General features: G+C 39.6%; 33 protein-coding genes. 3 read left to right on the forward strand and 30 right to left on the reverse strand.

Features of this window, described 5'->3' with window-relative positions; translation table 11 throughout:
- Window positions 1-534: 534 nt before the first annotated feature.
- From ACIQCE_RS10770 to ACIQCE_RS10860, 19 genes are all read right to left on the reverse strand, one after another.
- Window positions 535-675, reverse strand: a complete 141-nt coding sequence (locus ACIQCE_RS10770; RefSeq protein WP_400495001.1) for a hypothetical protein — start codon at window positions 673-675, stop codon at window positions 535-537.
- The gene (locus ACIQCE_RS10775) at window positions 675-1,508 is read right to left on the reverse strand and encodes a hypothetical protein (protein ID WP_400495002.1); all 834 of its coding nucleotides are present in this window, start codon (window positions 1,506-1,508) and stop codon (window positions 675-677) included. Before ACIQCE_RS10775 ends, ACIQCE_RS10770 begins: the two co-directional genes overlap by 1 nt.
- A gap of 93 nt (window positions 1,509-1,601) precedes the next feature.
- A complete protein-coding gene (locus tag ACIQCE_RS10780) occupies window positions 1,602-2,027 on the reverse strand; it encodes a hypothetical protein (RefSeq protein ID WP_400495004.1) in 426 nt (141 codons plus the stop codon).
- Entirely contained in the window at window positions 2,024-2,296 is a 273-nt protein-coding gene (locus ACIQCE_RS10785; protein WP_400495005.1) for a hypothetical protein, read from the reverse strand. Before ACIQCE_RS10785 ends, ACIQCE_RS10780 begins: the two co-directional genes overlap by 4 nt.
- A 50-nt stretch (window positions 2,297-2,346) precedes the next feature.
- Window positions 2,347-2,541, reverse strand: a complete 195-nt coding sequence (locus ACIQCE_RS10790) for a hypothetical protein (protein WP_400495006.1) — start codon at window positions 2,539-2,541, stop codon at window positions 2,347-2,349.
- Window positions 2,538-2,972: a YopX family protein gene (locus ACIQCE_RS10795; RefSeq protein WP_400495007.1), complete on the reverse strand. Its 435-nt coding sequence runs from the start codon at window positions 2,970-2,972 to the stop codon at window positions 2,538-2,540. The genes ACIQCE_RS10790 and ACIQCE_RS10795 overlap by 4 nt, the downstream gene beginning before the upstream one ends.
- A complete protein-coding gene (locus ACIQCE_RS10800) occupies window positions 2,972-3,670 on the reverse strand; it encodes a dUTP diphosphatase (RefSeq protein ID WP_400495008.1) in 699 nt (232 codons plus the stop codon). The genes ACIQCE_RS10795 and ACIQCE_RS10800 overlap by 1 nt, the downstream gene beginning before the upstream one ends.
- A gap of 1 nt (window position 3,671) precedes the next feature.
- Window positions 3,672-3,989 (reverse strand): hypothetical protein, encoded by a 318-nt coding sequence (locus ACIQCE_RS10805; protein ID WP_400495009.1) that lies wholly within the window; start codon window positions 3,987-3,989, stop codon window positions 3,672-3,674.
- A 28-nt stretch (window positions 3,990-4,017) separates the two neighbouring features.
- Entirely contained in the window at window positions 4,018-4,269 is a 252-nt protein-coding gene (locus ACIQCE_RS10810; protein WP_400495011.1) for a hypothetical protein, read from the reverse strand.
- Window positions 4,266-4,478 (reverse strand): hypothetical protein, encoded by a 213-nt coding sequence (locus ACIQCE_RS10815; protein WP_400495012.1) that lies wholly within the window; start codon window positions 4,476-4,478, stop codon window positions 4,266-4,268. The genes ACIQCE_RS10810 and ACIQCE_RS10815 overlap by 4 nt, the downstream gene beginning before the upstream one ends.
- Before the next feature lie 70 nt (window positions 4,479-4,548).
- Entirely contained in the window at window positions 4,549-4,758 is a 210-nt protein-coding gene (locus ACIQCE_RS10820; RefSeq protein ID WP_400495013.1) for an XtrA/YqaO family protein, read from the reverse strand.
- A 66-nt stretch (window positions 4,759-4,824) separates the two neighbouring features.
- The gene (locus ACIQCE_RS10825) at window positions 4,825-5,004 is read right to left on the reverse strand and encodes a hypothetical protein (RefSeq protein WP_400495014.1); all 180 of its coding nucleotides are present in this window, start codon (window positions 5,002-5,004) and stop codon (window positions 4,825-4,827) included.
- A 6-nt stretch (window positions 5,005-5,010) separates the two neighbouring features.
- Entirely contained in the window at window positions 5,011-5,151 is a 141-nt protein-coding gene (locus ACIQCE_RS10830; RefSeq protein ID WP_400495015.1) for a BH0509 family protein, read from the reverse strand.
- A 108-nt stretch (window positions 5,152-5,259) separates the two neighbouring features.
- Window positions 5,260-5,790: a hypothetical protein gene (locus ACIQCE_RS10835; RefSeq protein ID WP_400495016.1), complete on the reverse strand. Its 531-nt coding sequence runs from the start codon at window positions 5,788-5,790 to the stop codon at window positions 5,260-5,262.
- The gene (locus ACIQCE_RS10840; RefSeq protein WP_400495017.1) at window positions 5,787-5,942 is read right to left on the reverse strand and encodes a DUF6906 family protein; all 156 of its coding nucleotides are present in this window, start codon (window positions 5,940-5,942) and stop codon (window positions 5,787-5,789) included. The genes ACIQCE_RS10835 and ACIQCE_RS10840 overlap by 4 nt, the downstream gene beginning before the upstream one ends.
- Before the next feature lie 204 nt (window positions 5,943-6,146).
- Window positions 6,147-7,013 carry an ATP-binding protein gene (locus ACIQCE_RS10845; RefSeq protein ID WP_400495018.1) on the reverse strand — a complete coding sequence of 289 codons (867 nt, stop codon included), beginning with the start codon at window positions 7,011-7,013 and terminating at the stop codon, window positions 6,147-6,149.
- Entirely contained in the window at window positions 6,952-7,806 is an 855-nt protein-coding gene (locus tag ACIQCE_RS10850) for a phage replisome organizer N-terminal domain-containing protein (protein WP_400495019.1), read from the reverse strand. Before ACIQCE_RS10850 ends, ACIQCE_RS10845 begins: the two co-directional genes overlap by 62 nt.
- Window positions 7,807-7,886: 80 nt before the next feature.
- Entirely contained in the window at window positions 7,887-8,039 is a 153-nt protein-coding gene (locus ACIQCE_RS10855) for a hypothetical protein (RefSeq protein WP_400495020.1), read from the reverse strand.
- An 81-nt stretch (window positions 8,040-8,120) separates the two neighbouring features.
- Entirely contained in the window at window positions 8,121-8,324 is a 204-nt protein-coding gene (locus ACIQCE_RS10860; RefSeq protein WP_400495021.1) for a helix-turn-helix domain-containing protein, read from the reverse strand.
- 169 nt (window positions 8,325-8,493) lie between these two features.
- Here ACIQCE_RS10860 and ACIQCE_RS10865 point away from each other — a divergent pair, with 169 nt between their 5' ends.
- The gene (locus ACIQCE_RS10865; protein ID WP_400495022.1) at window positions 8,494-8,922 is read left to right on the forward strand and encodes a helix-turn-helix domain-containing protein; all 429 of its coding nucleotides are present in this window, start codon (window positions 8,494-8,496) and stop codon (window positions 8,920-8,922) included.
- A gap of 225 nt (window positions 8,923-9,147) precedes the next feature.
- On the opposite strand, the gene ACIQCE_RS10870 is transcribed toward ACIQCE_RS10865, so the two are convergent.
- The 5 genes from ACIQCE_RS10870 to ACIQCE_RS10890 form a co-directional block, all read right to left on the reverse strand.
- Window positions 9,148-9,279, reverse strand: coding sequence for a hypothetical protein (locus ACIQCE_RS10870; protein ID WP_400495023.1), 132 nt, complete (start codon window positions 9,277-9,279; stop codon window positions 9,148-9,150).
- Between the two features lie 19 nt (window positions 9,280-9,298).
- A complete protein-coding gene (locus tag ACIQCE_RS10875; protein WP_400495025.1) occupies window positions 9,299-10,402 on the reverse strand; it encodes an AimR family lysis-lysogeny pheromone receptor in 1,104 nt (367 codons plus the stop codon).
- A 143-nt stretch (window positions 10,403-10,545) separates the two neighbouring features.
- On the reverse strand, window positions 10,546-10,758 hold the full coding sequence (locus ACIQCE_RS10880; RefSeq protein ID WP_400495026.1) for a helix-turn-helix domain-containing protein: 213 nt from the start codon (window positions 10,756-10,758) through the stop codon (window positions 10,546-10,548).
- Between the two features lie 205 nt (window positions 10,759-10,963).
- The gene (locus ACIQCE_RS10885) at window positions 10,964-12,280 is read right to left on the reverse strand and encodes a CitMHS family transporter (RefSeq protein ID WP_400495027.1); all 1,317 of its coding nucleotides are present in this window, start codon (window positions 12,278-12,280) and stop codon (window positions 10,964-10,966) included.
- Window positions 12,281-12,428: 148 nt separating this feature from the next.
- A complete protein-coding gene (locus tag ACIQCE_RS10890) occupies window positions 12,429-13,289 on the reverse strand; it encodes a LysR family transcriptional regulator (RefSeq protein ID WP_400495028.1) in 861 nt (286 codons plus the stop codon).
- Window positions 13,290-13,420: 131 nt separating this feature from the next.
- Here ACIQCE_RS10890 and ACIQCE_RS10895 point away from each other — a divergent pair, with 131 nt between their 5' ends.
- Complete coding sequence (locus ACIQCE_RS10895) at window positions 13,421-14,551, forward strand: 2-methylaconitate cis-trans isomerase PrpF family protein (protein ID WP_400495029.1); 1,131 nt, start codon at window positions 13,421-13,423, stop codon at window positions 14,549-14,551.
- 26 nt (window positions 14,552-14,577) lie between these two features.
- Here ACIQCE_RS10895 and ACIQCE_RS10900 read toward each other — a convergent pair whose 3' ends face one another.
- From ACIQCE_RS10900 to ACIQCE_RS10920, 5 genes are all read right to left on the reverse strand, one after another.
- Entirely contained in the window at window positions 14,578-15,297 is a 720-nt protein-coding gene (locus tag ACIQCE_RS10900; protein ID WP_400495030.1) for a biotin--[acetyl-CoA-carboxylase] ligase, read from the reverse strand.
- A gap of 110 nt (window positions 15,298-15,407) precedes the next feature.
- Window positions 15,408-15,866, reverse strand: a complete 459-nt coding sequence (locus ACIQCE_RS10905) for an acyl-CoA thioesterase (protein ID WP_353855014.1) — start codon at window positions 15,864-15,866, stop codon at window positions 15,408-15,410.
- Window positions 15,867-16,102: 236 nt separating this feature from the next.
- On the reverse strand, window positions 16,103-16,867 hold the full coding sequence (gene sdhB / locus ACIQCE_RS10910) for a succinate dehydrogenase iron-sulfur subunit (RefSeq protein ID WP_400495031.1): 765 nt from the start codon (window positions 16,865-16,867) through the stop codon (window positions 16,103-16,105).
- A gap of 1 nt (window position 16,868) precedes the next feature.
- On the reverse strand, window positions 16,869-18,629 hold the full coding sequence (sdhA, locus tag ACIQCE_RS10915; protein ID WP_400495032.1) for a succinate dehydrogenase flavoprotein subunit: 1,761 nt from the start codon (window positions 18,627-18,629) through the stop codon (window positions 16,869-16,871).
- A 37-nt stretch (window positions 18,630-18,666) separates the two neighbouring features.
- On the reverse strand, window positions 18,667-19,275 hold the full coding sequence (locus ACIQCE_RS10920) for a succinate dehydrogenase cytochrome b558 subunit (RefSeq protein ID WP_400495033.1): 609 nt from the start codon (window positions 19,273-19,275) through the stop codon (window positions 18,667-18,669).
- Between the two features lie 284 nt (window positions 19,276-19,559).
- Here ACIQCE_RS10920 and ACIQCE_RS10925 point away from each other — a divergent pair, with 284 nt between their 5' ends.
- A complete protein-coding gene (locus ACIQCE_RS10925; protein ID WP_353855010.1) occupies window positions 19,560-20,003 on the forward strand; it encodes a YslB family protein in 444 nt (147 codons plus the stop codon).
- A gap of 244 nt (window positions 20,004-20,247) precedes the next feature.
- Here ACIQCE_RS10925 and ACIQCE_RS10930 read toward each other — a convergent pair whose 3' ends face one another.
- Window positions 20,248-21,483, reverse strand: coding sequence for an aspartate kinase (locus ACIQCE_RS10930; protein WP_353855009.1), 1,236 nt, complete (start codon window positions 21,481-21,483; stop codon window positions 20,248-20,250).
- Between the last annotated feature and the right edge of the window lie 106 nt (window positions 21,484-21,589).

The raw sequence follows: 21,589 nt of genomic DNA on the forward strand, positions 1-21,589 counted from the left end.
ATAGACATTTGCCTAAAACGACGCGCTTCCTTCAATCTATCTCCATTGAAAGATATTGTCATTGTATACCACTCTCTCTAATTACTTAATCATCTTCACTGGACATCTTTAATTGTGATAGCCCCTCACCGTTTTCTAATTGATATTTGATAAATGTTCTAAATGCTTGTCTTGGATTCATACTGCATTCTCCTTAGGCTTATATATCAATGCGGGTTCGATTCTTCCTGGAGTAAATTCTAAATCTGCATCTCCACAGTAGGGGCAATACATTGGTGACTTTTCATGCTCCAAAAGAATCAACTCTTCGCAGTCTACACACTTATACTCATATAAAACTAGATTTCTCTTCACTTCATTTCCTCCTCGGCATATTCTTGCAACTGCCTTTCAATAGTTTCCACAGGTACAAGAGGAAAAGCAGTCTTCTCCCACAAGATAAATTCACATCTCTCATCATCAGTATTCGGGAAGTACTTTCTTATTAAGTCGTGCCATGTTCTGATGGTCATTCCGTTCCCTCCGATTTACTTATTAAATTGTATCTATGAAAATATGTTCCCAATCATCGTCATCATCTTCATAATTCCATTTGATGAAAAAGAGACAATCCTCTTTAGAAGACTCAAACAAGGTTTCATCTGTTCTTTTGTCATATACTCTATATTGATTCATTACCCAACCTCACCCGCTCTCGAATCGTCAATTGTTTTCGGATTCGTAGCGAGACCGCCATATCTGTCACTTGCGTCTAAGTAGATGTAATCCCCTCTACCCCAGTACGCTCTACCGTTCTCAATACGTTCTACTGTAAAACTAAATGTTAAACCACCGCTACTCGTAGCTTCAACAACGTCACCCACACGCACTTCTGTCGGCTGTGGCACGTTTAGATACTCCGCTGGTACTTCTAGACCTAACGCACGTCTTAGCGCAATAGCCTTGCCGATGTGTGCGTTGAAACAGTCGTCAGGGGCGCACTTGGCGATTCCTCTACGAAGAATGCTTCCGTCTATACACGACCTTCCTAAAGCTACCACGGTTCTTTTTGCGGCATTTACGATAAAATCAGGCTTAGATACGAAGTGTCTTCTGACCAAATCTTCTATGTCTTCCTTCGCTTTCACTATGATCTCATCCCGTTTCTGCTGATCGGACTTCTCATACGTACCATGCGCCGCCTCAATTTCGGCATCAAAACGTCCTTGATCGTATCCATTCTTATATGATCGCAACCTAATCGCCTTTATTACGTCTTCACCCAACGCAATTAATTCGTCATAGCTCATTTCGCATAGGTTCGGTAGCTGCGGATGCTGTCCAACGATGACTTCGTATTCTTCGTCATGAATGAGTGTATTATTGTACGTAAACACACCCTCAGGAACGATGCTTTTTACATCGTAAACTTCGCCATCATGATATAAATCGTCATCTAAAATAGCGTTCGTAATCAAAATACGTTCGCCTACACGTGCCCTGCGTTTCTCCGTCTTATATTTCGTCATTACGCCCCATCTCCTATTCGTATGTTTTAATCGCAATTTCTGCGTGCTCAATCGTCAGTGGCACTGTTTTTTCGTCATCCATTCCGCTACCGCCTATCGAATATTGAATTTAACGGACTCGAAAGTCCCGATATACTTCGTTTTTGCTGAATCGGTGTAGCAATCGAGCTGAATCACATATATTCCTTTACCTGTACGTTTGCGGATCTCACTTACACTAAAGGATTTCAAAGGTGTGACCGCTTTAAAACTGCCCCTTTGCACTAGATTAGTATCTGTTAAACCGCCACCGCTCCGTTTTTTATAAACGCCAGCAGTGTAGTAGAGTGTTCCAGTACCTTTCTTTTCTGCTCTCCAATCAACTGTTTTTGCTCCTGCATAGTAATTGGTGTCGTCAGTGTATATACGTGCTTGATGACCGTATCCCTCGGTTTGCCAGTTTGACCAAACTGCTTGAGCTGACGGCGCATAAAGCACCGCTGCAATAATAATAGTTAGTGTGATTAGTAGTTTTTTCATTTACCATCCCTCATTTCGCTCATATCATATATCTCTATTTCTGCACTGTGCGGACTTCTTAAGTCATCATCTGCATGCTCCAACACTTTTAACCCTTTCTGCTTTTCAAGAGCATATGACACATCTAGTCCACTCGATGCTGTCTTTTCAACCTCATCAAGAACATCATCTAAGACATTTTTCGGAAAATCTTCTGGAACTTCAATAAGCATGCTACGGTGGTATTTTAGTGTTTCCTCAATTTCAAGTTTAATTTTTTTAGTTTTCATCTTCATTCACCCTTCGTTTTCAATTTAATGCCTGCTGTCAAAGCGTCTTGTTAAACAAGTCTTGCACTCAATGCGTGATGATTTCTAGCATCTGTACTACTGCTCCAGCCATCATAAAAACCCGCCATCGCTTCATATTTTTTTGAGATATGGTGGTCATAACGTGCTTGAAAAGCCTGTTCCTTTGCATACCGGCTGTTTAGTTTTTCAATAAAAGTTGAGATAATCGGGTTGTTTTCGTTCATCGTGCTTCATTCAATAGATATAGATCAGGATTTTGATAGATGTTTCCAATGACTTCATAGCTTTTCACAGAAGGATCGCTTTCGCTTTTCAGCCAGCTTAATGCGTTCATTTCGCAATCAATCCACGGTAAAAAATCAAATGCAGGATAATTGTCATCGGCTCTAAATTTAACTTCTCCAATATAATAAGGGTGTTCTGAAAAGGCTTCGTCATAAGTGATTAAGATGATATCCCCCTCATAAATTTCATTTCCTTCTGAATCTTTCAATCCAGTAAACAAGTTCCGTGCTCTCAATTCATATTCTGTTTCATCAAAGCAGGGTGTAAGCCTCTTCGCTGGGCGCTCTTCTAGTTGGCTGATCGAATATCTTTTGATTTCAATGTTTCCGGTTGCTCGGTGTTTAAAGACATACCTGATGACAATATTCATCAGTATCCGTCCTGCTGTCGCCCGTGATTTATGGCGTTCTTGTCCATGTATGCGGCTTCGATTTGTTCAGGTGTGAAGCCGAAGCCAACGATTCCAATTGCCAAGAACAGCCCCCAAGCTACACGGAAGTGTTCTTTTTTCTTTTCTTCATCCTTGAACATTCGAGAGTTCAATAAGCTCCATTGCATTTGCAAGAAAGCTCCTGAAAGACCACCGTCAAACCCTTCTTCTTTGAACTCCTCAATCGCTTCTTCTGGTATGTTCATATCTTCTTGCCAGTCCTTTTTAATCGCAATTGATAAGAAGAAGTGAATGCAGTCCGCATATTCTTCAAGCAGCGGATCAGCTTCACGGTATGCAGTCACGCTTCCAGCTTTGCAAATAGGACACTCGTCATAATCAGGTTCAAACAAATTTTCAAAGTCTTCTCTTGTCGGAAATTCACCGCAATCATCACTTTCGCATCTAAAGTGAGTAGCATTTTCTGGTGTTGCGCCTGCAGTGGTGAATACTTTTCTTTTGGGTTCTTTCTTATTACTCCAATGCTTGAACCAGCGTCCTTCATTCGCAAATTCGCCTAGTTCAGTAATTAGAGCAACATATGTGTTAGGCAGAAGGTCTTCACCTTCCAGCCCTTTTTCTTTAATGATGCGGTTATCTAACTCCGCCTGCATTTCAAACATTTTTTGTAGGTTCATTTCAGTTGGCTCCTTCTATTAATCTTTTACGCTCCCTATGCTGATATTTTTTCAGATGTTGAGGAATTTCTTTTGCTTGTTTATATAAATCGTAATGATAAGGGCATAGATCAGCACCATTTATATGATTGCTACACATTTTACAGAGAGGAAGGTCACAACTTGAATCATGCCCTGATTCATTACTTTCTTTGAACATCTTATAATCCCGAAAGAAAATAGGAGTTCTGTGATAATCGGTGATATAATCACACAGCCTTTCTGCTTCCCTCTTTTTGCAAAAAGCACAGTGATTAGAGAAGATAACCGGATTGTTCATTCCGTTTCCTCCTAAGCCGCTAGGCTGTTTAATTTCCGAAAAATCCAGCAATCAAGATGATGCCGACGAATACAAGTGTCGGAATCAATACAAGTGCGTTTGACTCACGTTTTGCTAAGACCACGTTCCCCTCGATCACGAGATCATCATTTTTGCGTACCAGCATCGGCACCACGTAATCCGGCACTCGGAGATATGTAGCCGCATCCTCGATTGTCATTGCTTGATGTTTGCAGGCTTTGACAGCCTGCGACAGTTCAACATGTTTTGGTAGACTCATAGGTCATCACCCTCCTCATCACTTTTATGTGCTGCGTTAATCCGTTTAAATGCCTCATCTATCTGTTTTTCAACCATTTCTAGTTCTTTTTTTGCGTTTTTCACTATCTTTCTTTTCTTTCGTATCCAATTTTCTGCTTGCTCACATTCTTTTTTTAAACGTTTCACCTCATCCAAAAGGTCGTCAACGTTTTGATCTTTTGATAACATCGCAATTCCTCCAAGTCATATTGAACCTGTACGTATTACTAACAAGTTCAATCAGGGGATAAACCCCTGCTTATTTATTGAATTTAAATCCGTAGTCAAAACGTATTCGATCTAATTTGCCTTTAATTGTTTCGACAATCGTGTGCCCATGCTCTGGTGCTTCTGTGATATGAGCCGTGTTATGAATCCCGTCTAGGACAATCACTTGAATTTTCCCCGGTTCAACATCAGCTGTGAAAAGCTCTTTTTTTCCTAATGTGATTCTTTGTGGTTCATTCACTTTGATCACTCCATGTGATATAATAAAGTTCTGTAGGTTTTATTAATCACATGGAAATCATGGTGATCACTGAGACTCGACGGATTGATCTGTGCGCTTCCAACGCCAGTCTTTACGTTTGAGTCTCTTTTTATATGGTTTGGGTGGATGTTGCTTCCTATATGCTGCTAGTTCATCCTCTGACATAACCCACGCTTTCACTGGACCCGCTTTGTATGGGTTCTCTACTGTTTCCAATGTACTCACCTCCTTTTAATCGTCACGCTGCGGAACGTTGAGATTATAGATTCTTTCTAGCTCATCGTCAGTCAGTTTCTCGCAATACTCCCGCCCATAAGCCCCATTTGTAAGACTCAGCCACTCGATCAAAAATTCTCTCTCTGCAACTGTCATCACTTGATACCTCCCCTCTTTTTTAGGTGACAGACAGCCACTGTCTTAAGCCGTTTAGGACAATCTTCATATCTCGCAATCACTTCCAGCTGCCGCGCTGTCGCTTTTTCAAATGGCAACAAGATGCTTTTTCTTTTCATGTTGCTTGTACTCCTTTCCAAGGGCACCACCTTTACGTGGTTCGATCTTGCCTAACTCTGCTTGGTCTATTATCAGCAACAGGATGTCATCGATTTTGCGGGCCAAACGATTGGCAATGTGTCTGATCGGCTCATGATCCTGCCACATTTGTCTAAATAAAATGATGTCTTTTTCATCCCATATAAAATCGCTGTTTGGGCAAGCGTAGTAAACTGGTTGATCTTCGAAGAGTTTTCGCAATTCTCTCTTTTTTGAACTCATGACACTCTTTTTGATATACATAGGATCGTTTGCCCCGACACCGTTCGGTCGCTCCTTGATCTTTCCTCTTTTTGAAAAATCAATCATCAACAGCAACACTTCTTCTGATGGTCGGTTAAATAATTCCGCCATTTCATCAACTGATCTGCCTTCATACCAGTAATCCAAAAATCGTTTAAGGGCTACAATCGTCCATTCAAAATTGAAATCTTCTAATATGATTCTAGTAACACTCACTTTGCTATTTCCTTTCTGCGACCAACCTCTTTATGCACAATGTGCATGGATGCTACCAGATTCTTTTCTACGAGCCAATAAAGTGGGTTTAACCCATTTACTAATAAAATCTTCCTTTCAGCTCTCGTGGGCTTTCTACCGCCTTTTTTCATGATCGTTCCTCCTTGTGTTTTTCATAGTCTAAAATTTGCATCCAATTGGGCTATTAAACTAGCAAGTTCGGATGTTGTTGGCTTGCTGTGAATAGTCAATGGGCTAGCTCCCGTCATCTTGCGTCCATTGCAGAAAATTCCTTTCTTGCGTTACTGCTGACAGATTGTGAATAGTGCAGTGATCAATTTCACGATTCTCACTCTCTAGAACGGTAATTTCATCTCACGTTTGTCTGATGTCTCTTTGAAAACAATGTATTGCTGTTTTTGCATGATCCGAGACACTAGCTTGCTATCATACATTTGATATAACTTTTTGCTAGTGAGATTCGTTGTATAGATCGTAGCCTTGTCCTGTCGTGCGGATGTCACTTTGTAGATCAGACGATGTATAAAATCGCTGGCTCTACTATCCGAATGTTCTGATCCTGTTTCTGCACCGAGATCATCGATCACAAGGTAATCAGCATCACCCATGAGGTGCGTTACATATGATTCCGTGTATTTACTCTCTTTGTTGTTGAATGAGTCTTTAATAGCCGTAGCAGCTTCTTCCATGTTGACAAACAAGCATGATTTGCCCATGTCCTTAGGGTTGTTGGGATTAGGCGGCACATTGAGTACTTTAAGTGCTGCGTAACCTAAATGACTCTTCCCTACTCCTGGATGACCCTGCAAAAAGATATTGAACACTTCACCTTGTTGTAAGTATCCAACCAATTCCAGCATGCGTTGTTTGTTCTTGGTCTCTTCCGGCTCAACAACGTTGTAATTATCAAAAGTTGCTTGCGAGACGGTTCGATCTCTGAACATACTGTGTTTTTCGAGCGTGTTAAATTTTTTGGTGCGCTGTCTAAAATCAATCTGACTCTCTAAATCTTTTTGGAACTTCTTTTCATGTTTGTCCAGTTCGCATCGTGGACAAACCACTTTGCCGTTGAGGATCATCATACGAACAGGCTTTACGATATCTTCATTTCCACGAGTGAACGTGTGTTTTTTGCAGTAATCAGAATGGAATGTCATTCTTTCGTTTAAGGCTTCCGCCGCCACTGATTTGATGCTCTGCATTTTTTATCACCCCCACACCTTCATTCAGGTATCCTTCAAACTTAGTACCAAACAATGTCGTTGGCTGCAGGTATCTATTCATTTTGTCGTCATTAAGCCACTGGTGAGTTTTTGTAAGGATCACTGTTTTAAAGTCTTCAAATCTGAATCCGTCATTCCAGCGTGCTTTAATTAATCTTTGTGTCGCAGCAGATGAATGTCTAAATGACTTTCCTGTTACTTTGTTCAAAAGATCAACAATCAGTTTGAATGGAATATCTGATTCAGGACCATCCGCAGTCGAGTTTCTCGACAATATATCTTTTAGTTCTTTATCTTTATCTAATTCTTTATCTATATCTGTTGCGTGACTTGGTGTGACGTTGATCGTGACGTCACGTGACATGTCATTTTTAGGCTGTGGAAGGCGCTGTTTTTTGCGTTGTTTTTGCTTTCTCAACCGGTTCTGCTCCCTGATCTTTTCGAGGGCATCTAAATTCTGATGCTTCTCCCAATTACATATACTGATATAATTTTGTTCATTGATTTCTATCATGCCGAATTTTCTGAATGTGTCTAAAGCCATACGAACAATTCCTAATGGTCTTCCAAAGATATGCGCTAACATTTCGTCTGTGTAAGGCACGTTTTCACTTAGATAAATAAAACCAGATGCGTTAGTTTTTCCTGCTTGAGCAAGTAATTTAACCCATATAATCAACAGAGTGTCAGATTCAGGCATTTGTTCAATGAGTTTAATTTTTTCATCATCGAACATCTGGGTGCTTAGTTTCACCCATTTGACTTCCCCCATCTTTAATAGCCTCCTAATATTTTTCATGAATAGTTTTTCTTATTAAAGCTTGTCCTTTAAAAAAAGGTGAAGCAAAAGTTTCAAGCCTCTTTAATTTTTTTGTTCTTTTCTTTTTTTACTGGCGTGTAGTAAGGCGCTACAGCCTCGATAAAAAGTTTCTCTCTGTCTTCTGTTCCAAAGAAAACTTCTCCGACAAACAGATTGCTTTTTCTTTTTTTCTTATTCTTAGCCATAAAGACCACCTCGAAACATAATATGCAATGTGGACAGTAGGACTGCCCTCTCAATTATGATCACTATAGGAAGCACTCACTTTAAAAAAAATATGCTGGGGGCAATTTTAATTTTTCACTTAGTTGAACTAAAGAAGAGTGAGACGGGTTAGCCTTCCCTTTTTCTAGTTTACAAATATAAGAGCTAGAAAACCCTGTAACCAAGCCAAATTGACGCTGAGTTTCATTTCTGTCAAGCCTAATCTGTTTAATCTTTTCCGCAAAAGTAGAAGATTTATGGTTCATTGTTTTCACCTCCAAACGCTTCCTTTAGGAAGCACAAGTAAAATATACCATCCTTCCTCTTTTAGTGCAACCATAAATTTCATAAATGTTTCTTATAGGAATCTTAAACATGGTATAATTAAAAATGTTGTTACTAATCAGTGGCGTTAAATCGAGGTGACTTTATTTTATGGATATCAAAAAAAACGAGTTAATTGGAATAAACTTAAAAAGACTAAGAGAAGAGCAAAAACCCAAACTGTCTATCAGAAAGCTTGCTCAAGAAGTTGGTTTAAGTAACGGCTATTTATCAAAACTTGAAACGGGCAAAATTAAAAGTCCTTCTTTGGAAGCTTTGACAAAACTCGCAGATTTTTTCAATGTTGATCCTACTTACTTTGTGACTGATCCGAGGGACCTTGAAAAAATGGGTAAAGAAGCTGAGAAAGTAGTTTTTGCGAAAGAACTAACTCTTGAGAATATCAAAAAAGCAAACATTATAGATGCAGATGGCAAACAAATAACAGATGATGAGCGTAATTTCATGCTAGATGCTCTTAAAAATTACAGAGCTTCTAAGGCTAAATTTTTAAAAGACGATTCACCTGAAGAGGATTGATTTTGATCTTCTTTTTTTGTTGCTTCTATGATTTCCATTAATTCTTCATATTTTATAGCCATTCTTCTTCCTCCTAAAGAACGTTTGTTTTGTTTATATTTTAAACCTATTAGAAATTTTCAAAGGAATTTCCTGATTTCGTTTTTTTTTGAAAACAGGAAACTTCCCCAGAAAACACGAAAGACGATACCTGTTTATAGGTAGCGTCTTTTTCATATCTTAAATTTACATTCCCGGTCTTACATCTTTTGTTTCATATACTGTATCTTGGTTAGTGATAAGTGAGTGAATTTCCGAAACAACTATTGTTGCTCCTAGTGTAAGTGTTAAAACAATTACATTGAAACGTTTAGTCATGTATAGCACCCCCTAACCCTTAGAGTGTATACCTAAATCCAATTCTATTCAATTCATTTTTTGGGAAACTTGCCCTAAAATAATCTTTGCATTTTGAAAAATAATGATGTGATAATAGCAATTTTTCTGATGACGATTCTTTTATTCCATCAAAAAACAGCGCATATTTATTATATCTCTTATCTTTATAATATTTACTTAAATCTCCATCATGTTTTAATAACATAGTGAATTCACTCACTGCGAATTCATCATGAATTCTTTTATTCCAGTACTTTTGAAGAAAAGCTATTTCTTCTTTATTTTCAATCATTTCGGCCTGTCTATCGGGAAATTTTGAATAAAGTTCAACACATTTAAGATAATAAGAAATTGACTGTTCATAGGATTCTGGAAAATAAGAAAGACCTAAAATATGATAAGCAGTAATGTTGTGAGCTGTGCTGAAATTCCTATCCAAAATCCGATTTGCAATTTTCCGTGCTTGAAATAATTCTGCTTTTTGTTTCAAGTAAATATTGACCTGAATTTCATCTAATCTCGCACTATATGCCATTTTTAAAAATGGATCATTGATTTGGATTAACAAGTTACTTATTTGATCAATTGTATAAATTGTTAAGTCATAAAGACCGTTCAAATAGTAATAATATACTTGCAAAACCTTAGCGATAATTTCTGATTCTAAAAATGTTGTTTTAAAATTGTTTAAGCTATCTAAAAAACTCGTTTGTTCAAATGTGAATCTAGACTCTAACATTAATGAATATAAGGCACATAATTCCTGGGTTTTTGGATTTCTTTTACCTTGATATTCATGAGCGAGTTTGCCTGTGTAGAAGTACAATTGTTTCAAATAGCAGTATTCCAGTACAGCAGGAATATTTTTAGAACTAATGCCTTCTTTTAAGTAATTTAAAATAAGTTCGAATTCTTTGTCTTTATCAATGTAGTTAATTATCTTATGAACAATCCAAAAAGAAACATCCTTACCATTTAAAAATTTGCTTAAATAACTACTACTTACACCCAGCTTAGCTGCAACCTGTTTCTGACTTTCTTTAGACATTTCGATTGAGTTTTTTATATAAGTTCGTAAGTCTTTCGCAATTGTACTTGTCATATATGATCACCTTACCATTGTTAAATTTATCATGAAGTACAAAAAAATGTTGTCGGAAATTGTCGCAGAAGTATGAATTTTTACTCTAATAATTTAAATAAACATCTCATCAAAATCAATTATAATCCTTTTATGGAACATGTTTACATATGTCTTTTGACATTATTTTTATTGGGGAAGATTTTTAATTTGCAAAAGATATGCTTAGCATTCGAAATATGATTTCGAACAGTCTTTTCACTAATAAAAAGCTCGCTTGCAATTTCTTTTGTTGTTTTATCTTGGACGAGCAATTCAAATACTTCTCTTTCTCTTTTGGTTAATAGCGGCTTGGATTGAAACTCTTTCTCTTTCAAGTATTGTAACCCTCCTTGCTAAGGTGAGAGCTCTAGTCTCTATAGAATGGGATTCTGTATAGTCAAGATATCATATGCCGTGTGCATGAGGACGGTGACGTTAAAATCGAGAAATTCCGCATATCAGCGTCCAATTTCTTATGCTTTGAGCAACTGAAAAAAGGACGAGTCTCATGTAGAAACACCGTCCTTTTCAAAAGGGCATTTAACATATGGAAATAGCTCCTGTTAGAAGAGCGATGAGCGTTGTAAAAAGGGCTGTTAAAACTGTCCATAATAGCGCGTACTTTTGCAAATCACCAATATCTTTGTTCAGCATACTGATAAGAAGTAATGTTGAAGCCACAAGAGGACTAAGTAAATGAACAGGCTGCCCTATGATAGAGGCGCGCGCAATTTCGACAGGATCAATGCCATTAGCTGAACCGGCTTCGGCTAAAATAGGCAAAACCCCGAAATAATAAGCATCATTCGAAAGGACAAATGTAAATGGCATGCTCGTCAAAGCGACAATCAGCGGAAAAAACGAGCTGTAAGAATCCGGTATGAAGTAAATCACCAAATGTGCAATGGACTCAACCATTTTTGTTCCTGAAAAAATCCCTGTGAAAATACCTGCTGAAAACACCAGTGTGATAACTGTTAATGCATTTCCTGCATGCGATAAAATACGCTCACGTTGATCCTCAACCTTTGGATAATTGATCATTAGAGCGATGACGAATCCAATTAAAAAGAGAACAGGAATCGGTACGATGTCTAAGACAAGCGTGGTCATGACAGCAACGGTCAGGAAGAAGTTGATCCAAATCAGATTTGGTCTTTTCATATCCTCTACACCATCCTCAATCGACGCAGCTAATTCAGGTGAGATGGATAGCTCTTCTTTTTGCTGAATCTCAGCAATACCAATTCGCTTCCGTTCTTTTTTCCCAAGTACATAAGCAGTAAAAAGTATAAAAAGAGCGCCCCCTAACATCGTTGGGAGTAATGGAATGAAAAATTCAGCGGCATCTAATCTAAGCGCAGCGATTGCACGAGTAGCTGGACCGCCCCAAGGCGTCATGCCGCTCATCACCCCTAATGATAATAATGAAATAGTTCCTAAAATCAGCGGGTTCATCCCAATTCTTAAGAAAAGTGGCAACATAGCTGATACTGTAATCATGTACGTTGTGGTCCCATCACCATCTAATGCAACAAGCATAGACAAAATCGCTACCCCAAACGCAATTTTGACAGGATCACCTTTCACAATACGTAGAATGAGTTTAATCAGCGGATCAAATAAACCAGCATCCATCATCACACCGAAGAACAAAATGGCAAATAACAATAAAGCAGCAGATGGTGCAACCGTTTTGAGTCCATCAAGCATCATGTCCCCTAATCCGCTGTTAAATCCGCCGATCAATGCAAATATGATAGGTACAACGGTTAAAGCCACCACCGGATGCATTCGTTTTCTCATAATGAGAAATGTAAATGTCAAGACCATCAAGATCCCTAAAATAGCTAGCACTTTATATCCCTCCATCTTCTTTGCACGATCATCAGCGACCCTTCGCACTTTTGATCAAAATGTTAGCGCTTTCTATTTCAAGGATATAATAGCTTTTTTTATAATGAAAATATTGATTTTTTCAATATTCAATAAAATATTTTTATAACTAATTTTGCTGACTTCTTAAAAACTCAATAAATGCTTTGACAACTGACAAATGAAGTGAGTCTGGCTGATACATGAGCCATGTATCTCTGAGAACAGGCTGTCCATCTTTATACGAAAGACCTTTCACAAATAGCTCGTCACTTGATCTTAGGCAAATTTCTGGGACAATGGCATAGCCTAAGCCATGCTTCACCATTTCTTTTGACGTATCTTGCCGATCTGTCTCCATCGTCACAAGCGGAGGCATTGTGAACGTTTCCTGCCACCATCTGTTAATCAATCGTTTTAATGAACTGTCCGTATGATAATCAATCAGCGGCAGCTTCGGGAGGTCCTTTAGCTGTATTTCAGATTTTGAAATGATACAAAGCCGCTCTTTATCGAGCAAAAACCTTTCACCATTCCAGTCGTAATCTCCTCTTAAAATCCCTAAGTGCACACTTGATGTTCCTAACAAATCCATTACTTTTGTGCTCCAGCCTGTGTTCACCATAAATTGAACATGTGGATACTCTTTGGAAAATTTCTTTAAAATTTCTGGCAGTTTATACTGGGCAAAATTACTTGAGACCCCTAAACGGATCGTTCCTTTGACCTTTTTTTGCATATTGAGCATGCCATCTTTCGTTTGCTGGAGCTGTTTGAGCATGTCATTTGCATAGTCAGCCAAATACTCGCCCTCTGACGTAAATTCAATCCCTCGTTTTCTTTTGAAGAAAAGCTTCATATCAAACTCCTCTTCAAGCTGCTTCAATCGATAGCTTAAGGCAGGCTGCGATACAAATAATTTTTCTGCGGCCTTTGTGATGTTCTTTTCTTCATAAAGTACCTTTAGAAATCGCCAGTCTTTCTCATCCATTGTGTAACCTCCATTTTTATTATAAAAAAAATTTATCGATTTCTCTCAAAATAATGTATTTAACTTATTTCTTATTATACTTTACCATTTTGGTTAATAAACAGTTAATTAAAAAATTGAGGGTGAGAGCAATGAGAAAAGTTCCAATCACAATCATGCGAGGCGGTACAAGCAAAGGGGTATTCATTCAAGCAAAAGATGCACCCTATGAACACAAAGAGCTCGAGGCATTTCTTTTAGACATTATGGGCAGTCCTGACCGGCTGCAGGTTGATGGAATCGGCGGCGGTAATTCTTTAACAAGCAAGGTGGCGATTATCGATAAAGCCACTCGTCGAGATGTTGATGTGAATTATACGTTCGCGCAAGTCAGCATTCATGAGAGATATGTCGACTTTAAAGGGAACTGTGGGAATATCTCATCAGCCGTTGGACCATATGCCATTATTAAAGGGTTTGTTCAAGCAGTTGAGCCCATCACGACTGTACGTATCCTCAATACCAATACAAATAAAATCATTGTGGCAGAGGTAGAAGTTGAAAATGGTGAAGTTAAATTTGAAGGGAATGCAGAAATACCAGGAGTAAAAGGGACAGGTTCTCCCATTTATTTATCCTTTGAAAAGCCTGAAGGAGCTGTCACAGGTAAAATCTTTCCGACGGGGAACAGCATTGATATCATTCAGACTAAGTTCGGAGAAGTTCCAATCTCTATTGTTGACATAGCGAATCCAATTGCCTTTATCCGTGCAAATGATATCCACTTAAAAGGAACGGAATTGCCTGAGGAGTTTACAGAGCAATTACTCAATGATATGGAAGAGATACGTTCCATAGCTGCTGAAATGTGTCAGTTCGCTCCAAAAGAAATGGCTACACTACAGTCTCCAGCTGTTCCGAAGCTTGCGATGATTAGTGCGCCAGCTAATTATGTCGATACAAATGGGATCATGAGGCGAGCAGCAGATATGGATATAATGGTGCGCATGTTATCAATGCAAAGACCCCATCAATCACTTGCCATTACCGGCTCTGTCTGCGTGTCAGCCAGCTGCTTTATGGAAGATACACTTCCTGCACAGCTTTATCATGGTCAACATGATACGCTTCGTATTGGACACCCTGCTGGTATTATGCAGACTGAAATTGATATATCCCAAAACAGAGTCAAGGTCATCCGAACCGCAAGAGAAATTCTTGACGGGGTTGTCTTTACGAAACAAGACTATATGGTTCAGTCTCATATTAAAAGTGAAACCTAAAGCAGACGAGAGTATCGTTTGCTTTTTTACTTTTGGATAGGTGCATCAATATCCCCTGCAGAATGGGCTTTCACGTTTCCTAGATCATCTTTTAATAGCAAATGACCAAAGCGATTGATCCCGTAGCAAATGCCTTCTACCCCATTTTGTTTATCACGGTCTAATGAGATACGAAGCGGTTTATTGATACGAAATAATCGTTTATTGTATAACGAAGTAAGGACTTCAAACCCTTCGTTTTGCCAGCGCACATAGTATTTTTCAAAAACCGTCGTTAGTTCTCTCACTAGGTGATCTGGGTTAACATCTGTAATCTCCAATAAACAGATGGTTTTGTACGGAACATGCTCTGGCTTCGTTCGCACATTGATGCCAACACCTATATAGATGGCATTGCGGTCTGCTTCAATCAATGTACCGGATACCTTCGCCTCATTGATAAGTATATCATTTGGCCATTTGATCGCCAGTTGATTCTCATCTCTCATCACTGGTTTAAGTACATCATAGAGGGCAAGTGCCGTCAGCGGCGCAATTGTTGCCTGTGTCGAAAGATCATTTGGAAGTTTCACCGTCATTGTCAATGCAACGTTACCAGAGGGCGTCTCCCACGGTCTTCCAAGCCTGCCCCTTCCATCTGTCTGCTTTTTTGCATATACGGCAAATAGAGGTACATGCCCTTTTTGAATGAGCCTTTTCGCTTCATTATTTGTACTATCAATGATGTCATATTGAAAAATTTCCATAGGGTTCTCCTTTTGTTTCTTTCTTAGTATTGCTTTTCATTATAACAAAACGAAGAAATCTTGCCGTAATCATGTTGGTTTGACATGCCCTTATGATCAAGTGTTACCCGTTAATTTCGCTGAGCTTGAAACGCCTCTTTCTCTTTTTCTGTAAAAGGGACTGGTGCACTCGTTTCTTTACTGATTTGTACCATTGTGACACAGCCTGTAAAACATGGCTCCTGCTGCTCATTTTCTCCTAGATAGTGAAGGATTATTGAGCTTGAGCCTACTTTTTCCGGCTTCACGTAGACACGAAGCCTTTCGCCAATCTCCACCTGCTTGATGTAATCACACTGCAAGTTCGCAACGACTGTGATCGTCTCTTTCGCTCGTTTCATTCGCTTATCGACAAGACCTGTTTTTTGAAAAAAAGCAATACGTGCTTCTTCAAAATAAACAAAAGGCGTAACATTGTTCATATGACCAAACATATCTGTTTCTGAAAAACGGACAGTGGCTTCTATATAAAAGCGAAATGATGCTCTCCAGTCTTCAAACGGTTCTTGAATATATGATGGCACTCTCATTTGATCAGCTCCTTTGTTTTCTTTTCAGCGTGAATTGAAAACCCTTGAAGTCTAGGAAAACCCGAGTACTGGAGCGAATATGCCATTTATAAGCACCAGCACATGGACCTGACAACGAATGCGGGGTTTGTCTACACACTAAAACACCTCTCCCGTATGGAAGAGGCATTCGTTGCGTTTGAATTCAGCCTCTTGTAAACTCTCATCATAATTCGCAAAGAGGACTGAATGTGATGTTATTCTGCGTGATCGCTTCCGAAGAAATTACGGAAAGCTTGGAATGTTGTATCTCGATTAAGTGCTGCAATTGATGTTGTCAGCGGAATTCCTTTCGGACAAGCCTTTACACAGTTTTGAGAGTTACCACAGTTTGCAAGACCCCCATCACCCATAATCTCTTCAAGACGGTCTGACTTATTCATCGCACCTGTTGGATGTGCGTTAAATAGACGAACTTGTGAAAGCGGTGCAGGACCCATAAAGGAAGACTTATCATTCACGTTCGGACAAGCTTCTAGGCAGACACCACATGTCATACACTTAGATAACTCATACGCCCATTGACGTTTTTTCTCGGGCATTCTTGGTCCTGGTCCAAGATCGTATGTGCCATCAATCGGCACCCATGCTTTCACTTTTTTCAATGAATTAAACATGCGGCTTCTATCTACCTGCAAGTCTCTGACAACTGGGAACGTCTTCATTGGCTCAAGACGGATTGGTTGCTCTAACTTATCAATCAGTGCTGTACATGATTGCCGCGGTTTTCCGTTAATCACCATCGAACAAGCACCACAAACCTCTTCAAGACAGTTCATATCCCAATTGATTGCCGTTGTTTTTTCCCCTTTTTTATTCACTGGGTTACGTCTAATTTCCATGAGTGCGGAAATGACGTTCATATTTGGGCGGTAAGGGATTTCGAACTCCTCTTCATAAGGCTGGCCGTCTGCTGTATCTTGACGTGTGATAATGAATTGGATCGTGTTTTTTTCACTCATCTTACTTCTCCACCTTTTTCTTCGAGTAATCTCGTTTACGAGGTGCAATTAACGATACATCGACGTCCTCATAGTGGAATGCAGGCTTCTCATTTTTACCTTTGAACGTTGCCATCGTTGTTTTTAGGAATTCTTGATCATTTCTCTCAGGGAATTCCGGTTTATAATGTGCGCCTCGGCTCTCATTACGATTGTATGCCCCAATCGTAATCACTCTTGCCAACTGAAGCATATTGTCAAGCTGACGGGTAAAGGCAGCTCCTTGGTTGCTCCATGATGCTGTATCGTTTATATTGATGTGCTTATAGCGCTCCATCAGCTCTTCAATCTTCTGATCTGTTTTCAGCAACTTATCATTGTAACGAACTACTGTGACGTTGTCTGTCATCCACTCTCCAAGCTCTTTATGAATCACGTATGCGTTTTCTGTTCCATCCATACTTAGGATATTATCCCATTTCTCTTGCTCTTTCTTCACGGCACTGTCATACATGGCAGAAGATAAGTCTTCAGCAGACTTTTCAAGGCCGCTAATGTATTTCACCGCATTCGGACCTGCGACCATTCCGCCGTAAATTGCTGAAAGTAATGAGTTAGCACCAAGTCTGTTTCCGCCATGCATGGAGTAATCGCATTCTCCTGCAGCGAACAACCCTTTGATATTTGTCATTTGATCATAATCAACCCATAATCCGCCCATTGAATAATGAACAGCAGGGAAAATTTTCATCGGAAGCTTACGCGGATCATCACCCATGAATTTTTCATAAATTTCAATGATACCGCCAAGCTTAATATCAAGCTCTTTTGGATCTTTGTGAGAAAGGTCAAGATACACCATATTTTCTCCATTGATGCCAAGCTTTTGCTCCACGCATACGTCAAAAATTTCACGTGTTGCGATGTCACGCGGAACAAGGTTTCCGTATGCTGGATATTTTTCTTCAAGGAAGTACCATGGCTTCCCGTCTTTATATGTCCACACGCGTCCACCTTCACCACGAGCCGATTCACTCATGAGACGAAGCTTATCATCCCCAGGAATCGCCGTTGGGTGAATTTGAATAAATTCTCCATTTGCATAGTAAGCACCTTGCTGATACACGATAGAAGCTGCTGAACCTGTATTAATCATAGAGTTCGTTGATTTTCCAAAAATGATACCAGGTCCACCTGTTGCCATGATGACAGCATCTGAACGGAAAGATTCAATCTCCATCGTTGTCAGGTTTTGTGCAACAATTCCACGACAAACTTGTTCGTCATCTAGGACAACGCCAAGGAATTCCCAGCCTTCGTATTTCGTCACAAGCCCTGCTACTTCATAGCGGCGCACTTGTTCATCAAGTGCGTAAAGTAGCTGTTGTCCAGTCGTTGCACCGGCATAGGCGGTTCTATGGTGTTGCGTTCCACCAAAGCGGCGGAAGTCCAATAATCCTTCTGATGTTCTATTAAACATAACTCCCATACGATCAAGTAAGTGGATAATGGACGGCGCTGCTTCACACATTGCCTTGACTGGCGGCTGGTTCGCTAAGAAGTCTCCGCCATATACCGTGTCATCAAAATGCTCATAAGGTGAATCTCCTTCACCTTTTGTATTTACCGCTCCATTAATTCCGCCCTGTGCACAAACAGAATGTGAACGTTTTACAGGTACGATTGAAAATAGTTTAACAGCCGTTCCCGCTTCTGCTGCTTTAATGGTTGCCATGAGACCAGCCAAGCCGCCTCCGACAACGATGATGCTAGAATTACTCATTGTAGCCCCTCTCCCTCTTCTACTAATCTATTTTCTCTTAAACAAAAGCGAAAATTGCTCTTAGTCCTACATATGAAAGCGCTATAAATATACCTAATGTCACATATGTGGAAATTCTTTGTGAGCGTGGTGACACAGTAATTCCCCAGCTAACAGCAAATGACCACAAACCATTCGCAAAATGGAAAATAGTAGACAAAACGCCAACAATATAGAAACCAAGCATAAATGGAGAGCTTAAAATATTCGCCATCATATCATAGTTTACTTCTGCTCCAAGCTGAGCTTGAATTCTTGTTTCCCATACATGCCAAGAGACAAAAATTAATGTGATGATACCAGTAATCCTTTGAAGCGTAAACAACCAGTTTCTTAAGTAACTGAAGCGAGACGTGTTGTATTTTGCCGTAAAGGCTATGTACACGCCATAAACAGCATGATAGATGAGCGGCAAGAAAATAACAAACAGCTCAAGTGCATATCTAAATGGAAGTTGTTCCATAAAATGTGCAGCTTTGTTAAACGCCTCTGGTCCTCTTGTCGCAAAGTGGTTGATGACCAAGTGCTGTACTAAAAATAGACCAACTGGAATGACGCCAAGCAAAGAATGCAATCTCCGATAAAAAAATTCTTTGTTCCCCGACATTACTTTACCCCCTAGTAAAAAAAGTGCAGTTGCTTGAAAATCGCCTTACCCCCGCTTCTTTCAAATGTAAGCACTTTATTCAAATTTATTGACAATTTCATTTTACTCCTATGTCAAAAAAGCGTCAAGAAACCGCGTACACAAATTAAAATTTTCCGAAATTTAAAAGATTTAAATCAAAATTCGTTTTTCTACAATAAGAATTTATGAGACTTCTAGGAAAAATTCTGTCATCATCTGCCCACATAAGTTATAATAAATTGTTGAAAGAGGGGAGCCGTACAATGAATAAATACGAATCTAACTTAGAACAACTAAAAGAAATTGAAGTCAATGGGTTTGCCTACGAGCTGATACGCGAAGTTCTGCTGCCTGACATTCTTGGTCAGGATCATCCATCTATGATGTATTTTGCGGGTAAGATGCTTGCTCGTAAATTCCCTCAAGAATCATGGGAGAAAATCCCCGAATTTTTCCATGATGCTGGATGGGGTACACTCACCATCATCCATTCTAAAAAACAGGAAATTGAGTTTGAGCTCGAAGGTCCACTTGTATCAAATCGACTCACCTATCAAAAAGAGCCTTGCTTTCAAATGGAGGCTGGTTTCATCGCTGAACAAATTCAGCTACTGAATGAGCACATTGCTGAATCTTATGAACAAGTCAAAAAACGTGCTGAAAAAGTCATTTTAACCGTTAAATGGGATTTAAAAGACCCTTGCTAACATGTTGATGAAAGGCGAAGACTTAAAGCGAGTCACGCCTTTTTTATGTTTCTTCATCTATCATAGCATACATGCAAAAACGGTTATCCGCAGAAAAAACATCTACCCCGCTACGCTGGAGTAGATGCTTCTTGTTCATTTTTACTTTCTTGGTATGTTGCTTCGTATTCACTGGGTAACGGTCTCAAATGCACCGTCAAAATGAGGCCTACCCCAATACATGAGATCCATCTCTTTTTCTGTTTTATGAATGAGCGGCTACACTCACTTTTGACAATTCAAACGCATCATGCAGTGCTTCAACTGCTTTGACCATATCATCACGGCTGACAACAGTTGATACTTTGATCTCTGACGTACTGACCATTTTCACTTGAATATCTTTTTCAGCTAAGACAGCAAACATTTCGGCAGCCACCCCTGGATTTGAGACCATGCCAGAACCAACAATGGAGACCTTGGCTAATTTGCTTTCTGTCTCAATCTGTTCATAACCTAATGCACCTTTGTATTCTTCTAATACTTCAACTGTTTTAGAAAGATCATCCGTTTTCACAGAGAAAGAGATTGACGTTTGATTTGTGCTTGTGACAGATTGAATGATGATATCGACATTGATATTTTGCTTAGCGAGTGTAGTAAAAATTGTAGACAGTGTCGTCAAACCGCTTGAAAGCCCGCACACAGTGACACGTGTAATCTGATCTTCAAATGCAATTCCTCTTACGACTAAATTTTGTTCCATGGATGATTCCTCCTCAATGAATGTACCCGCTTCATTTTCGATACTAGAACGGACCTCTAATGGGACTTGATAATTTTTCGCAAATTCAACCGCTCTCGGATGCAATACACCTGCTCCTAAATTGGCAAGTTCGAGCATTTCATCATATGAAATTCCTGCAAGCTTACGTGCTGACGGTACATAACGCGGATCTGTCGTAAAAACGCCTGGTACGTCTGTGTAAATATCACATTTATCCGCTTTTAATGCGGCAGCAAGTGCCACAGCCGTCGTATCCGATCCGCCTCGACCAAGTGTTGTAATATGTACATCGTCTGCAATCCCTTGAAATCCTGCAACGACGACTACTTTTCCCGCACTTAGCTCCTTTTTTACTCTTGTTTCATCAATCTCCACGATTCTTGCATTTCCATGCACCTTCTCGGTTTTCATTCCTGCCTGCCAGCCCGTAAAGGAGATCGCATCATAGCCTTTTGCCTGTAGCGCCATCGCTAGTAAGGAGATCGTCACTTGCTCCCCAGTCGTCAAAAGCATATCCATTTCTCTTTTGCTCGGGGCATCTGTTAGTTCTTTGGCAAGGTCTACAAGTACATCGGTTGATTTCCCCATTGCGGAGACCACAACGACCACATCATGTCCAGCCTTGCGTTCAGCAATTACTCTATCAGCGGCTCTGCGTATTTTTTCGATCGTGCCAACGGATGTACCGCCAAATTTTTGTACAATTAATCCCATGTATATCACCCTTTTTCAAAAGATCACGTGCGAGAGAAGAGACAAGAAACGACTTGAGACTGCTTTCTCACTGCATACAAAAAAGCAATGAGAGTACAAATCTCCC

Origin of the sequence: Bacillus sp. NPDC093026, from assembly GCF_044754665.1 — a bacterium.
Classification (GTDB): Bacteria; Bacillota; Bacilli; order Bacillales; family Bacillaceae; genus Bacillus; species Bacillus maqinnsis.

Coding starts and splice junctions, on each gene's coding strand:
- ACIQCE_RS10875 (WP_400495025.1), bottom strand. CDS start 10,402: ATGACAAGTACAATTGCGAAAGACTTACGAACTTATATAAAAAACTCA.
- ACIQCE_RS10790 (WP_400495006.1), bottom strand. CDS start 2,541: ATGAACGAAAACAACCCGATTATCTCAACTTTTATTGAAAAACTAAAC.
- ACIQCE_RS10925 (WP_353855010.1), top strand. CDS start 19,560: ATGAATAAATACGAATCTAACTTAGAACAACTAAAAGAAATTGAAGTC.
- ACIQCE_RS10840 (WP_400495017.1), bottom strand. CDS start 5,942: ATGAAAAAAGGCGGTAGAAAGCCCACGAGAGCTGAAAGGAAGATTTTA.
- ACIQCE_RS10920 (WP_400495033.1), bottom strand. CDS start 19,275: ATGTCGGGGAACAAAGAATTTTTTTATCGGAGATTGCATTCTTTGCTT.
- ACIQCE_RS10895 (WP_400495029.1), top strand. CDS start 13,421: ATGAGAAAAGTTCCAATCACAATCATGCGAGGCGGTACAAGCAAAGGG.
- ACIQCE_RS10810 (WP_400495011.1), bottom strand. CDS start 4,269: ATGAGTCTACCAAAACATGTTGAACTGTCGCAGGCTGTCAAAGCCTGC.
- ACIQCE_RS10805 (WP_400495009.1), bottom strand. CDS start 3,989: ATGAACAATCCGGTTATCTTCTCTAATCACTGTGCTTTTTGCAAAAAG.
- ACIQCE_RS10830 (WP_400495015.1), bottom strand. CDS start 5,151: ATGACAGTTGCAGAGAGAGAATTTTTGATCGAGTGGCTGAGTCTTACA.
- ACIQCE_RS10800 (WP_400495008.1), bottom strand. CDS start 3,670: ATGAACCTACAAAAAATGTTTGAAATGCAGGCGGAGTTAGATAACCGC.
- sdhB (WP_400495031.1), bottom strand. CDS start 16,867: ATGAGTGAAAAAAACACGATCCAATTCATTATCACACGTCAAGATACA.
- ACIQCE_RS10795 (WP_400495007.1), bottom strand. CDS start 2,972: ATGAATATTGTCATCAGGTATGTCTTTAAACACCGAGCAACCGGAAAC.
- sdhA (WP_400495032.1), bottom strand. CDS start 18,629: ATGAGTAATTCTAGCATCATCGTTGTCGGAGGCGGCTTGGCTGGTCTC.
- ACIQCE_RS10775 (WP_400495002.1), bottom strand. CDS start 1,508: ATGACGAAATATAAGACGGAGAAACGCAGGGCACGTGTAGGCGAACGT.
- ACIQCE_RS10900 (WP_400495030.1), bottom strand. CDS start 15,297: ATGGAAATTTTTCAATATGACATCATTGATAGTACAAATAATGAAGCG.
- ACIQCE_RS10845 (WP_400495018.1), bottom strand. CDS start 7,013: ATGCAGAGCATCAAATCAGTGGCGGCGGAAGCCTTAAACGAAAGAATG.
- ACIQCE_RS10815 (WP_400495012.1), bottom strand. CDS start 4,478: ATGTTATCAAAAGATCAAAACGTTGACGACCTTTTGGATGAGGTGAAA.
- ACIQCE_RS10850 (WP_400495019.1), bottom strand. CDS start 7,806: ATGGGGGAAGTCAAATGGGTGAAACTAAGCACCCAGATGTTCGATGAT.
- ACIQCE_RS10865 (WP_400495022.1), top strand. CDS start 8,494: ATGGATATCAAAAAAAACGAGTTAATTGGAATAAACTTAAAAAGACTA.
- ACIQCE_RS10860 (WP_400495021.1), bottom strand. CDS start 8,324: ATGAACCATAAATCTTCTACTTTTGCGGAAAAGATTAAACAGATTAGG.
- ACIQCE_RS10930 (WP_353855009.1), bottom strand. CDS start 21,483: ATGGGATTAATTGTACAAAAATTTGGCGGTACATCCGTTGGCACGATC.
- ACIQCE_RS10785 (WP_400495005.1), bottom strand. CDS start 2,296: ATGAAAACTAAAAAAATTAAACTTGAAATTGAGGAAACACTAAAATAC.
- ACIQCE_RS10770 (WP_400495001.1), bottom strand. CDS start 675: ATGAATCAATATAGAGTATATGACAAAAGAACAGATGAAACCTTGTTT.
- ACIQCE_RS10905 (WP_353855014.1), bottom strand. CDS start 15,866: ATGAGAGTGCCATCATATATTCAAGAACCGTTTGAAGACTGGAGAGCA.
- ACIQCE_RS10855 (WP_400495020.1), bottom strand. CDS start 8,039: ATGGCTAAGAATAAGAAAAAAAGAAAAAGCAATCTGTTTGTCGGAGAA.
- ACIQCE_RS10780 (WP_400495004.1), bottom strand. CDS start 2,027: ATGAAAAAACTACTAATCACACTAACTATTATTATTGCAGCGGTGCTT.
- ACIQCE_RS10890 (WP_400495028.1), bottom strand. CDS start 13,289: ATGGATGAGAAAGACTGGCGATTTCTAAAGGTACTTTATGAAGAAAAG.
- ACIQCE_RS10870 (WP_400495023.1), bottom strand. CDS start 9,279: ATGACTAAACGTTTCAATGTAATTGTTTTAACACTTACACTAGGAGCA.